The following is a 12,464-nucleotide window of genomic DNA, read 5'->3' as shown; positions in this document are numbered from 1 at the left end:
GGCGCGCCGCGGGGCGCACAGCTGGCGCCGGCTCCGTTACGACGGAGCCGGCGCGCCGATGATCTTCCGGTTGTGGTCAGGCGGCCGTGCACTGGACGTCACGGCTGAGGCGGGTCGGGCGGGTCTGCGGGACGGTCAGTGGGGCGGCCACCGCCGCCTGGGCGTTTGGGTCGAGCCAGACCCGTACGGCTGGCCGACCCGGCGCGAGGCCCGGAATGCCCGCGATGTGCTGCTCGCGGCGGGTGAGCATGGCCACGTCGACGGTGAACTCGAAGAGCCGCCAGTCGACCTGCGGCTCGGCCCGGGCGCTGTGCGCCAACTGGGCCACGAGGACCGGATCGGTCACCGGACGGGCGTGCCCCGCCACGTACGCCTCGTCGTCGCTCTCCTCCGCGGGGAAGGAGTGCAGCGCGTAACGGCCGTCACGTTCGAGGTCGCGCCGCTTGGGCGAGTCGATGATGAAGCAGAACAGCCCCTCGGCGGTGATGACCGGAGAGACCGGATGGACGCGGGGCCCGCCGTCGGCACGGACCGTGGCCAGATAGCCGAAGCCCGGCCCGTATTGCTGGAGGAGAACGCGGATCCCGTCGGCGAGTCGGGGCTCGTCGGCGGCGAATTCGGACCAGGAAGCCATGCGGGCATTCTATCGAACAAATGTACGAGCAGCGACCTCGACGCGCTGGTCACCGGCACCGAATCCGGCCACTTTCGGGAACGCGGCTATGGTGGTCCGATGCTGCTCTCCGACCGCGACCTGGTCTCCGAGATCAAGGCCGGCACGCTGGGCCTGGAGCCGTTCGAGCCCACTCTGGTCCAACCGTCCAGCATCGACGTCCGACTCGACCGGCTGTTCCGGGTCTTCAACAACCACCTCTACACCCACATCGATCCCGCCATGCAGCAGGACGACCTGACCTCGGCGGTCGAGGTCCCCGACGGCGAGCCGTTCGTGCTGCACCCAGGGGAGTTCGTCCTCGCCTCGACACTGGAGGTCATCTCGCTGGGTGACCAGCTCGCCGGCCGACTGGAGGGCAAGAGCTCCCTGGGCCGGCTCGGGCTGCTCACGCACTCCACCGCCGGCTTCATCGACCCGGGCTTCTCCGGTCACGTGACACTGGAACTCTCGAACGTGGCGAACCTGCCGATCACCCTGTGGCCGGGCATGAAGATCGGGCAGCTCTGCATCTTCCGGCTCTCCTCGCCGGCCGAGCACCCGTACGGCTCGGTGGTCTACGGCTCGCGCTACCAGGGCCAGCGGGGGCCGACACCCAGCCGCGCCTGGCAGCACTGGCGCACCTGGCCCACCCGCTGAGGTTCGGCCGCCAGGACCGAGACGACGAGGGCCCGCCGCGACGGATCGCGACGGGCCCTTCGGTCATCGAAAGGTCAGCCTGGACGGCCGTAGCTGTGGATCGGGCCGTCGTCGACCTTCTTCATCTTGACCGGTTGACCGGCCTGCGAGGCGTGCACCACCCAGCCGCCGCCGACGTACATGCCGACGTGGTGGATGTCGCTGTAGTAGAAGACCAGGTCGCCGGGGCGCAGGTCACCCTTGCTGACGTTCTTGGTGACCCGGCTCTGCGCGGCGGCGTTGTGCGGCAGCGACACGCCGGCCTTCGCCCAGGCCGCCAGCATCAGACCGGAGCAGTCGTACGAGTTCGGGCCCTCGGCACCCCAGACGTAGGGCTTGCCGATCTGCGCGCAGGCGAACTTGACCGCGGTGCCCGCGGCGCCGCCGGGGTAGCTACCCGGGCAGGGTGCCGGGCGCAGCGGACCGCCGCCGCCGCTGCCGTACACCTTGAGGCGCAGCTTCTGCAGGCGGTCGATCTCTTCGTTGATCTGCTTCTTCTTCGCCGCCAGCTGAGCTTCGGTGCGGGTCAGCTGGGCCACCATCTCGTCCAGCGGCGCCTTCTGCGCGGCCAGCTGGTCGCGCAGGTCGGCCACCTGGCGTACGTCCTTCTGCTGGTTGTGCGCGAAGCGGTCGAGCATTTCGAGCTGGCCGACCACCTCGCTGGGCGACCGGCTGCCCAGCACGGCGTTGACTGTCGAGACGTTCTCACCCTTGTAGGCGCGTACGGCCAGGGCGCTGACCTTGTCCATCGCGGCGTCGACCTGGCGCTCCAGCGGAGTGATCCGGGCGGCCAGCGCGTCGGCCTGCTTCCGCTTCGCGGCGAGGTCGGTGCGGGTGGCGTTGTGCCGTTCGATGATCGGTTCGAGCTTGTTCCAGTCGGCGTCGATCTGGCGCTCGATCTCGGCGACGGACGGGTCGGCGTGCGCCGCCGTGGCACTGCCGGTCAGGACGACGGCGATGCCGGCCAGCGCGGCGAGTGCGGTGGTGAAGCGGGACCAGCGTGGGCGCGGCACGATCGACGCCGGGCCGGCTGATGCCGACCGCTCGGACGACGGCCGCGGGGCATGGAGTGCCACCGGGGTTCCGTACTCCTTCTTCCTGACCGCCTACCGGGTTAGCTGACGGGTTCGGGCGGGAAGTCGGCGCCCTACCGCAGTGGCTGCGGATTCACCCCGAGGGACCTGGGTCCCCGGTTCGCTCGGAAACGACTCGGCGGTGTCGGTCCGTTACCGCCCGGGCTGGGCGGAGCTGCTGTCGGGCCGACGAATGACCAGAGTAGAGACGCTTGTTACCGATCCGCAACCCGTGCGGCCGTGACACTCCGTACGGATTGGGCGAGGTCACCGACCGTGTGTGAAGAATTCTTTCCGCACGCTTCGATAGATGGAAAGGTATTGACGCAACCTCCCGGACGGCGCGATGGTGACCTGACCTCACTCCGCGAGAATCTAGGGGGTTCGATGCACCATCCAACCCTGTCGACCGGCTGGCGCGCGCTGCTCGCCGCCACCGTGGTCGCCGCCGCGACCACGGTGCCGCTCTCCAGCGGCCCGGCCGCCGCCGCGCCCGCCACCGACCGTCAGCAGCAGTACGCCGCAGCGGCCACCGAGTACGGCGTGCCGGCCGTCGTGCTGCTCGGCGTCTCCTTCCTGGAGTCCCGTTGGGACACCAACGCCGGCACACCGAGCACCAGTGGCGGCTACGGCCCGATGCACCTGACCGACGCGCGGCACGTGGCCGCCCTACCCGGGCGCGGCCACCACGACGCCGGCGCCGAGGACCCACGCGGCGACGACTCCCGTTCCGCCCGGGTGCCCGCCCCCCGGCCGGTCGAGGCACCCGCGCCGTCCACCGCCGCATTGCAGACCGTGGACTCCGCCGCCGCGCTGACCGGCGCCACCCCCGAGGCACTGCGCACCGACGCGGGCCTCAACATCCGGGGTGGGGCCGCGCTGCTGAGCGCGTACCAGAGAGATCTGGGCGCGCCGGTCGGCGCGGACACCGACCCTGCGGCCTGGTACGGCGCGGTGGCCCGCTACTCGGGCGCGGACAGCGCCGACGCCGCGGCGGCCTTCGCCGACGAGGTCTTCACCACCATCGGCGCGGGCGAAGCCCGGGTGACCGACGACGGCCAGCGTGTCACCCTGCCGGCCCGCGTGGTGCGGCCCGAGCGTTCCTGGTTGGACCGGTTGGGCCTGCGCCGCCTGGCCCGCCCGGACGGGGTGGAGTGCCCACGCACCATCTCCTGCGAGTGGATCCCGGCGCCCTACGAGGCGTTCGGCGACGGGGACTACGGCAACCACGACCTCTCCGACCGGCCCGCGCGGCAGAAGATCGAGTACATCGTCATCCACGACACCGAGGCGAGTTGGGCCACGACCCTGCAACTCGTCCAGGATCCGACCTACGTGAGCTGGCACTACTCGCTGCGCTCGGTCGACGGGCACATCGCCCAGCACGTGAAGACCAAGGACGTCGGCTGGCACGCCGGCAACTGGTACGTCAACGCGAAGTCGATCGGGTTGGAACACGAGGGCTTCGCGGCGCAGGGCACCTGGTACACCGAGGCGATGTACCGGACCTCGGCGAAGCTGGTCCGGCACCTGGCGCTGCGGCTGGGCATCCCGCTGGACCGCCAGCACATCATCGGCCACGACAACGTGCCCGGCACCATCGCCTCGACCGTGCGGGGAATGCACTGGGATCCGGGCCCGTACTGGGACTGGACGCACTACTTCGACCTGCTGCACGCACCTCGACTGGACACCGGCACCCCGGCCACCGGGCTGGTCCGGATCGACCCCGACTACACCACCAACCAGCCGGCGTTCACCGGCTGCGTCACAGTGGGCGTGCCCTGCGCGCCGCGCGGCTCCTCGGCGGTGGTGCTGCGCAGCGCACCGGCCGCGGACGCGCCGCTGGTCAACGACATCGCGCTCCGCCCGGACGGCAGCCCGAACACGATGGCGGTGTCGGACCACGGGGCCCGGGCGTCCGCCGGGCAGACGTACGCGCTGGCCGGACGGCAGGGCGACTGGACGGCGATCTGGTATCTCGGGCAGCGGGCCTGGTTCCACAACCCGGCGTCCGCGCCGACCGCCAGTTGGACCGTCGGCGTCGTGGCGACGCCGAAGCCCGGAAAGGCCACCATTCCGGTCTACGGACGGGCGTACCCGGAGCAGTCCGCGTACCCGGACGGGGTGCCCTACCAGGCGATCTCGCCGCTCCAGTACACGCTGGCCGCCGGGCAGCGGTACTCCGTCGGCGCCGTGCTGGCCGGCGAGTACTACCGGGCCAGCACGTTCGACGGTTCCTCGCCCGGCGACTGGACGGTGATTCGCGGCAAGAACCGGTACGCGCAGATCCAGTTCGGCCACCGGATCATGTACGTCGACCTCGCCGACGTGCAGCTGTTGCCCTCCCCGGTGGGGGCACCCCGCTGAGAACCACGACGGCCCCCGGTCGGTGACCGGGGGCCGTCGTGTCGCGCGAGGTGGATCAGCCGGGTCTGCGGAACCCGGCGATGGGCATTGTGGTGATGCTGGAGACCTGCACCGGTTTGCCGGCGCGTGGCGCGTGCACCATCTGGTTGTTACCCAGATAGAGGCCGACATGACTCAGGCCGGAGAAGAAGAAGACCAGGTCACCGGGGCGGGCGTCGCCTCGCGAGATGGCCTTGCCCTCGTTCCACTGGTCACCGGTGTGGTGCGTGAGGTAGATCCCGGCCGCCTTGTAGGCGTACTGGGTCAGCCCCGAGCAGTCGAACGAGTTCGGCCCGGTGGCGCCCCAGACGTACGGCTTGCCGACCTTGCCGCAGGCGGTCTTGATCGCGGTGCGGGCCGCCGCACTGAACACTCCGTTGATGGTCGGGCAGGCCGCCGTCTTGACAGTGGTCTTGGGCATCGACGCCTCGAGTTGCTTGATCTCGGCGTCGATCTGCTTCTTCTTGGCCGCCAGATCATTCTGCTGCTTGGTCTGGGTGACGATCAGCGCGTCCAGCTTCTGCTTCTCGCCGTCGTACTTGGCCCGCACGGCCAGCACGCCCTCGACCTCCTTGCGCTCCTGCGAAGCGAGCCGGTCGAGGATGGTGAGCTGCTCGGTGAGCGTGTCCGGCTTGGCGCTGACCAGCAGCGCACCGATGTCGTGTGACGGGCCGGAGATGTAGTAGCGGGAGGCGAGGTCGCCGACCCGGTTGAGCGCCAGCTCGCTCTGCAGCGCCAGCGGCTCGATCTTCTTCTGGAGGTTCGCCGACTTCTGCCGGTTGACCTTCAGCTGCGCCCGGACCTTGTTGTACTGCTCGATGGTGGGCTCCAACTGCTCCCACTTCTTGTCGATCTGCGCCTCGATCTCGTCGACCGTGGGCGCGGCATGTGCCGGCGCGGTCAGCAGACCGGCACCGACGGCCGCGGCGGCGACCAGGGTCAGCACCCGGTACGCGACGCGACGCAGGCCACCAGAGCGAGCAGACGCGTTCAGGTCGTGACGATGAGGGGGCATGGTTGCCACCGGCACCGACTCCTTTGCAACCGACCGCCGGGCGCCTCGCGTGAGGGAAGGGCCGAGGCAGACGACCCACAGCGGTCGGTGCCCCACATTAGGGAAGCTGCGGGCGGTAATCAAGGCGAGCGCGGTAACCATCACTGTCGTGCAACCGCTTGCACACCAAGGGTATTGGTCTATCACCCAACGATTGCGGTCAATACGTCGTCAAGAGTGACCACACCGAGTGGGCGTCGCCCGTCGCTGACCAGCACCATGTGCCGCCGTTCGCGACGCATCGCCAGCAGCAGGTCGGCCAGCGTACGGTCCGGTGGCACCACCGCCAGCGGCCGGTAGACGTCGGCCGGCACCGGGGACCGGCGGCCCTGCCCTGCGTACCCGAGCACGTCCTTGACGTGCACAAAGCCGAGCACCCGACGGGTCGACCGCTGCACCACCGGGAACCGGGACCGCCCGGTCCGGGTCGCCAGCACCTCCAGTGACGCCGGCGAGACGTCCTCGGCCACCGTCACCACCGTCGACCACGGTTGCAGCGCGTCCGCCGCCGTCCGGGCGTGCAGGGCCAGCGCGCCGGTGATCCGCGCGTGCTGCTCCGCGTCGAGTAGCCCTTCGGTCCGCGCCTGGGAGACCAACCCGGCCAACTCCTCGGCGGTGAACACCGTCTTCACCGCCTCGGACGCCTCGATCCGCCAGAACGCGAGCACCCACCGGGCCGCCCATTTCATCGCGAGCAACAACGGTTTGGTGGCCACACAGAATGCCAGCATCGCCGGGCCGAGCCAGAGCGCGGAGACCTCCGGACCGGCAAGCGTGATGTTCTTCGGCACCATTTCACCGACGACCGTGTGCAGAAAGACCACCACGCCCAGTGCCAGCACGAACGCCACCGGGTGCACCGCCCGCTCCGGCAGGCCGGCCGCGTGGAACGGCGGCTCCAGCAGGTGGGCCAGCGCCGGTTCGGCGATCGCGCCCAGACCCAACGAGCAGACCGTGATGCCGAGCTGCGCGCCAGCGATCATCAGCGGGATCTGGTTCATCGCCGACAACGCCCAGCGGGCGCGTTTCGACCCGGCCGCCAGGGGCTCGATCACCGTCCGGCGGGACGCGATGAGCGCGAACTCGCTGCCCACGAAGAACCCGTTGCCGAGCAGCAGCACCACGGTCACCAGCAGCTCAGTCATCGTCGTCCGGATCCGCCGGGCGCAGCACCCGGACCTGCTCGATCCGGTGCCGCTCCACCTCGACCACTGTGAACTCCCAGCCGTCCGTCTCGACCGTCTCGCCCGCCAGCGGGATGTGGCCGAGCTGGGCCATCAGGAACCCGGCCAGGGTCTCGTACGGCCCCTCGGGCAGCCGGAAGCCGGTCTGCTCGGCCACCTCGTCCGAGCGGAGCACACCGTCGACCAGCACGGTGCGCTCACCGCCCGGCACGGTCAACTCGGCCGACCCGTCGTCGTCCACGCTCGCCGGGTCGAACTCGTCGGCGATCTCCCCGACCAACTCCTCGACGAGGTCCTCGACGGTCACCACGCCGTCCGTGCCGCCGTACTCGTCGACCACGATGGCCAGGTCGGCCCCGGCCGCCTTCAGCGCGGCCAGGACACCGTCCAGGTTCAGGCTCTCCGGCACGTACACCGGCTCGCGGGCCACCGAGCCGACCCGGGTCGACACACGGTCGGCCAGCGGCACGCCCAGCGCGTCGGGCACAGCGGCCACACCGGTCACCAGATCCAGGGTCTCCTCGTACACGGGGAACCGGGTCCGCCCGGTCCGCCGCGACTCCTCCAGCAGCTCCGCCACGGTGGCGGTGGCGCGCAGCGCGACCACGTCCACCCTGGGGGTCATCGCCTCCGCGGCCCGCTTGTCACCGAAGCGGATCGTGCGACGCAGCAGCATCGCGGTGTCCGTGGGCAGCGCGCCGGCCCGCGCCGAGATGCCCGCCAGCAGGCCCAACTCCTCCGGCGAGCGGGCGCTTGCCAACTCTTCCTGTGGCTCCACGCCGAGCGCCCGGACCAGTCGGTTCGCCGAGCCGTTCAACCCCCGGATCACCCAGCCGAACGTCCGGGAGAAGGTGTGCATCGGGCCGGCCGTGGCCAGCGCCGCCGGCATGGGCCGGGCCAGCGCCGCGTTCTTCGGCACCAACTCGCCGAAGAGCATGGAGATCAGCGTGGCCAGGGCCAACGCGAGGAACGGAGTGAGCCGCTCGGTGCTGTCTCCGGCCAGCGGGCGCAACAGCGGGGTGAAGAGCCGGGCCAGGGCCGGCTCGGCCAGGTAGCCGGTGAGCAGCGCGGTGATGGTGATGCCGAGCTGTGCCCCGGAGAGCTGGAAGGAGAGTTCGCGCAGCGCTGCGCGGACAGTCAGGGCGGCCTGGTCGCCCGCGGCGGCCCGCCGGTCGATCTCCGCCCGGTCGACCGTGACCAGCGCGAACTCGGCCGCGACGAAGAACGCGTTGCCCGCGGTCAGGGCTACGAAGCCGACCAGGGGCAACAGCGTCATCAAGAGCAGGCCGTCGATGAAAGATCCCAGGGGTACGCGTCTCAGCCGCCGATCGGCGCGGTCTCCTTGCCGCCCTGCGGCTGCTCGGGCTTGACGGAGCGGAGCAGCACGCTGGCCACGTCGATCACCTCGACCTGCTCGCCGGCGCCCTTGCCGTTGACCCCGTCGCTGAGCATCGTCGAGCAGAACGGGCAGCCGACCGCGACCGTCTTCGCCCCGGTGGCCATGGCCTCCTCGACCCGGTCCACGTTGATCCGCTTGCCGATCTTCTCTTCCATCCACATCCGGGCCCCGCCAGCACCGCAGCAGAAGGAGCGCTCGCTGTTACGCGGCATCTCGGTCAGGTCGCCCGCGATGGCGTCGCCGAGGACCTCCCGGGGGGCCGCGAAGACGCGGTTGTGCCGACCCAGGTAGCAGGGGTCGTGGTAGGTGACGCCGCCGTCGACCGGCTGCACCGGCGTGAGCTTGCCGGTGGCGACCAGGTGCGCGAGGAGCTGGGTGTGGTGGACCACCTCGAACTCGCCGCCGAGCTGCCCGTACTCGTTGCCCAGGGTGTTGAAGCAGTGCGGGCAGGTCGCGACGATCTTGCGCTTGGCCTTCTCCCGGCCGTCGAACGCCTCGTTCAGCGTCTCCACGTTCTGCTGGGCGAGCATCTGGAAGACGAACTCGTTGCCGATCCGTCGCGCAGGGTCACCGGAGCAGGTCTCGCCCTCGCCCAGGATCGCGAACTTCACGCCCGCCTCGTTGAGCAGCGTGGCCACCGCGCGGGTGGTCTTCTTGGCCCGGTCCTCGAACGCGCCGGCGCAGCCGACCCAGAACAGGTACTCGAAGTCGTCCACCTCGCCGACCCGGGGCACCTCGAAGTCCAGGCCCTTGGTCCAGTCCTCGCGGGTGTTCTGCGGGGCGCCCCACGGGTTGCCCTTGTTCTCCAGGTTGCGCAGCATCACCCCGGCCTCGGAGGGGAAGCTCGACTCGATCAGTACCTGGTAGCGGCGCATGTCGACGATGTGGTCGACGTGCTCGATGTCCACCGGGCACTGCTCGACGCACGCACCGCAGGTGGTGCAGGACCAGAGCACGTCCGGGTCGATGACACCGCCCTCCTCGGCGGTGCCGATCAGCGGCTTGTCGGCCTCGGCGAGGGCCAGCACGTCCAGGTGGGCGAGCTGCGCCTGGGTGGCCTTCTCCTCGCCGGTCAGGTCCTTGCCGCCGCCGGCCAGCAGGTAGGGCGCCTTCGCGTACGCGTGGTCGCGCAGGCTCAGCACCAGCAGCTTCGGCGACAGGGGCTTGCCGGTGTTCCAGGCGGGGCACTGCGACTGGCAGCGACCGCACTCGGTGCAGGTGCTGAAGTCCAGGAGGCCCTTCCAGCTGAACTGCTCGACGTGGGCGACGCCGAACTGGTCCTTCTCCGGGTCCGCCTCCTCGAAGTCGAGCGGCTTGCCCTGGCTGGTCATCGGGCGCAGCGCGCCGAGACCGGAGCCGGCCGGCTTGGCCGGCTCCCGCTTGAAGAAGATGTTGGGGAACGCCAGGAAGCGGTGCCAGGCGACGCCCATCGTGACGTTCAGGGAGATGACGATCAGCCACGTCATCGAAATGGCGATCTTGATGAGCGCGGCGACGCTCGCCCCGTCCGACCAGTCGGGCAGCACCGCGCCGACCGCGTGGCTGACCGGGGTGGCCCAGAGCGGGTACTCGAAGTGGTCAGTGGCGACCTTGAAGCCGCGGATCAGCAGGCCGAAGATCAGGACCAGCAGCACGATCCACTCGACGAAGTAGCCCTGCCACATGGTCGAGCCGGTGAACCGGGACCGCCCGCCCGGGCGGGTCGGCCGGTTGCGCAGCCGGATCGCCATCAGCACCAGGATGCCGACCAGGCCCAGCATGGTGATGATCTCGGTGGCCAACCCGAAGATCGTCCAGTGCCCGATGATGGGCAGCCCGCCGGTCGGGGTGACCACCTCGAAGTACGCCTCGAGCACCAGCAGCGACAGCACGACGAAGCCGACCATCACGAACCAGTGCGCGGCGCCCACCACGCCCCACTTGAGCATCCGGGTGTGGCCGGCCGTCTCCACCAGCATCGTCCTGGCGCGGGCGACCTTGTCGGAGAACCGTTCCGGCGCGGGTTGCCCGAGCCGGATGACTGCCACCATCTTCAGGACCGCACGCACCGCAAGCCACACCGCCACGGCGGTGATGGCGGCCGCGAGGATCGTGGTGACGATCTGGACGCTGCCCATCGAGTTGGCCTCCCCGGTCTGCTGCCTGATGACCTCGCTCTGCTCGGTCATGCAGTGCAGCCTACGCGAAGGTTACCCAGCGGTAACGTGAGTCATCTCGCAGTAGGCCGCGCTGCCTGCGCACACCATAGGTGGCCCTACCCGATCTTGCCGGGCAGGGGCTCGACGAGGTGACGTGGGACCGCCGACGCGACGGTCTGCTCGGATCAGCGCCAGCGAGAGAGCAACGCCAGCGAGGCGACCATCGCACCGAAGCCGACGGCGAGGTTCCAGTAACCCCACGCCATGACCGGGTACTCCTGCTCGGACAGGTAGTAGAGCACCAGCCAGCCGATGCCGACGACGATCAAGGCGACCGCGGTGATCGGCAACCACACCGGGCTAGGCTTGCGCGACGACGACGTCGTCGTCGGACGCACGTCCGTCGGCGGGGTGTACACCTTCTTCTTACGGACCTGAGACTTGGGCACGGCGCTCTCCAGAGGGGTGACGACCTCGTCCGGCCTGACAACCGGGCGCGGGGGCGACGGTCCATGGCCAATAATGTTCGAGAGCTAGCGTAGTCCCGATTGGCCGCCTGGACCACGAATGGGGTCAGGCCGGTGCACGGAGTGACCGAAAGAGGCGGGACTGTTCGCATCACCGGCCCAGCCGGCACGGACCGATCCCCGACACGCGGAAGGAACGCTCGGTGGAGTACACATCCGGCGCAACCTCCTGGCAGAAGGTCCTCCGACGGGCCGCTGCCGGGCTGCTGCCCCGGCGACCGCGCCAACGCCGTCCGGGCTGGTCGATCGGGGTGCCCCTGATCGCTGCGGCGGCCGGGTTGCTCTTCACCACCACCGCTACCACCGCGGGCGGCACCGCTCTGCGGGAGGACCGGCGCCCCCAGCTCAACCAGCTCATCGAGGACCGCCGCGAACAGGTCGCCGCCAGCGAGCGCCGCGCCGCCACCCTGCGCGGCGAGGTTGAGCAACGGACCAACACTCTGGCCGGCTCGGACGCCCCGATCAAGGCTCAGCAGAATCGCGCCCAGGGCAGCCTCCAGGACGCTGGATTCACCGCCCTCAGCGGGCCCGGGGTCACCGTCGAGCTGAACGACGCGCCCCAGCTCGACCAGACGCAGTCGGACGCCAGCAACGACGACCTGGTGGTGCATCAGGGGGACGTACAGGCGGTGGTCAACGCGCTCTGGGCCGGCGGAGCCGAGGCCATGTCAATCATGAATGTCCGCGTGCTCACCACCAGCGCGGTACGCTGCGTCGGTAACACCCTGCTGCTTCACGGCCGGGTGTACTCCCCACCGTTCAAGATCGTGGCAATCGGCGATCCCGCTGCCCTCCAGCAGGCCCTCGCCAGCTCTCAGGGAGTCCGGTTGTTCAAGGACGCGGTCGACGACTACCAGCTTGGTTACAAGGAGACGGCCTCCACGGTGCGAGTTCCCGCATTCGAGGATTCCACCGCCCTGCGCTCGGCTACGGTGCCCAAGTGAGCGGGCCGGACGAGCGACGCGACGGGCGACACCGGGACCAGACCGACGAGCCGACCGCCTTTCTGCCCAAGTTCGACCGGCCCGAGTCGGCACCGGGCCGACCGACCCCGGCCAGCAACTGGCCCGAGCCGGTGCTGCACCCGCCACGAGCCGAGCAGCCGCCGCGAGCCGAGCAGCCGCCGCCGAGCGCCACTCGACCCGAGCCGACCGGGACCTCGGGCCGTCCAGGTGCCGAAGCACCGCCGCCCTGGCCCGGCAGCGCAGCTACCGGGCCGGGCTCACACGGCGGCGCCGGAATTCCCCCCGCGACCACCTCCGGCCGGCCGACCGCCAGCAACCAGGGCCCGGTTCGGCCCGCTGCCCCCGGCAACGCCCCGACCCGACC

Annotated in this window: 10 protein-coding genes, 1 pseudogene and 1 riboswitch; of the genes and pseudogenes, 4 read left to right on the top strand and 7 right to left on the bottom strand. The window is 70.3% G+C overall.

Annotation, left to right across the window (positions count from 1 at the left end; all coding sequences use genetic code 11):
- Nucleotides 1-76 precede the first annotated feature (76 nt).
- The gene (locus DLJ58_RS31735) at nucleotides 77-634 is read right to left on the bottom strand and encodes a pyridoxamine 5'-phosphate oxidase family protein (RefSeq protein ID WP_124862269.1); all 558 of its coding nucleotides are present in this window, start codon (nucleotides 632-634) and stop codon (nucleotides 77-79) included.
- A gap of 99 nt (nucleotides 635-733) precedes the next feature.
- Between DLJ58_RS31735 and dcd the strand changes: the two genes are divergently transcribed.
- The gene (dcd, locus tag DLJ58_RS31730) at nucleotides 734-1,312 is read left to right on the top strand and encodes a dCTP deaminase (RefSeq protein WP_030332009.1); all 579 of its coding nucleotides are present in this window, start codon (nucleotides 734-736) and stop codon (nucleotides 1,310-1,312) included.
- 74 nt (nucleotides 1,313-1,386) lie between these two features.
- On the opposite strand, the gene DLJ58_RS31725 is transcribed toward dcd, so the two are convergent.
- Nucleotides 1,387-2,427 carry a C40 family peptidase gene (locus DLJ58_RS31725; RefSeq protein ID WP_124862266.1) on the bottom strand — a complete coding sequence of 347 codons (1,041 nt, stop codon included), beginning with the start codon at nucleotides 2,425-2,427 and terminating at the stop codon, nucleotides 1,387-1,389.
- Between the two features lie 13 nt (nucleotides 2,428-2,440).
- Nucleotides 2,441-2,576, bottom strand: a riboswitch (cyclic di-AMP (ydaO/yuaA leader).
- Nucleotides 2,577-2,811: 235 nt separating this feature from the next.
- Here DLJ58_RS31725 and DLJ58_RS31720 point away from each other — a divergent pair.
- On the top strand, nucleotides 2,812-4,794 hold the full coding sequence (locus DLJ58_RS31720; RefSeq protein WP_124862263.1) for an N-acetylmuramoyl-L-alanine amidase: 1,983 nt from the start codon (nucleotides 2,812-2,814) through the stop codon (nucleotides 4,792-4,794).
- Between the two features lie 55 nt (nucleotides 4,795-4,849).
- Here the strand turns inward: DLJ58_RS31720 and DLJ58_RS31715 are convergent, their stop codons facing one another.
- The 5 genes from DLJ58_RS31715 to DLJ58_RS31695 all read right to left on the bottom strand — a co-directional run bounded on the left by DLJ58_RS31715 (nucleotide 4,850) and on the right by DLJ58_RS31695 (nucleotide 11,057).
- Nucleotides 4,850-5,863 (bottom strand): C40 family peptidase, encoded by a 1,014-nt coding sequence (locus tag DLJ58_RS31715; RefSeq protein WP_244219212.1) that lies wholly within the window; start codon nucleotides 5,861-5,863, stop codon nucleotides 4,850-4,852.
- 167 nt (nucleotides 5,864-6,030) lie between these two features.
- Nucleotides 6,031-7,032, bottom strand: coding sequence for a hemolysin family protein (locus tag DLJ58_RS31710; RefSeq protein ID WP_124862257.1), 1,002 nt, complete (start codon nucleotides 7,030-7,032; stop codon nucleotides 6,031-6,033).
- Nucleotides 7,025-8,347 carry a hemolysin family protein gene (locus DLJ58_RS31705; protein WP_208741440.1) on the bottom strand — a complete coding sequence of 441 codons (1,323 nt, stop codon included), beginning with the start codon at nucleotides 8,345-8,347 and terminating at the stop codon, nucleotides 7,025-7,027. Before DLJ58_RS31705 ends, DLJ58_RS31710 begins: the two co-directional genes overlap by 8 nt.
- A gap of 41 nt (nucleotides 8,348-8,388) precedes the next feature.
- The gene (locus DLJ58_RS31700) at nucleotides 8,389-10,587 is read right to left on the bottom strand and encodes a (Fe-S)-binding protein (RefSeq protein ID WP_124862272.1); all 2,199 of its coding nucleotides are present in this window, start codon (nucleotides 10,585-10,587) and stop codon (nucleotides 8,389-8,391) included.
- 206 nt (nucleotides 10,588-10,793) lie between these two features.
- Nucleotides 10,794-11,057: a cell division protein CrgA gene (locus DLJ58_RS31695; protein ID WP_112583988.1), complete on the bottom strand. Its 264-nt coding sequence runs from the start codon at nucleotides 11,055-11,057 to the stop codon at nucleotides 10,794-10,796.
- Between the two features lie 221 nt (nucleotides 11,058-11,278).
- Here DLJ58_RS31695 and DLJ58_RS31690 point away from each other — a divergent pair, with 221 nt between their 5' ends.
- Together DLJ58_RS31690 and DLJ58_RS31685 are read left to right on the top strand one after the other, a co-directional pair.
- On the top strand, nucleotides 11,279-12,079 hold the full coding sequence (locus tag DLJ58_RS31690; protein WP_091396339.1) for a DUF881 domain-containing protein: 801 nt from the start codon (nucleotides 11,279-11,281) through the stop codon (nucleotides 12,077-12,079).
- Nucleotides 12,076-12,464 (top strand): annotated as a pseudogene (locus DLJ58_RS31685) (hypothetical protein); the annotation flags it as partial. The gene DLJ58_RS31690 and the pseudogene DLJ58_RS31685, both read left to right, overlap by 4 nt.

Origin of the sequence: Micromonospora arida, assembly GCF_003857035.1 — a bacterium.
GTDB classification, from domain to species: domain Bacteria; phylum Actinomycetota; class Actinomycetes; order Mycobacteriales; family Micromonosporaceae; genus Micromonospora; species Micromonospora arida.
This window is presented reverse-complemented; position numbering and strand designations above follow the sequence as displayed.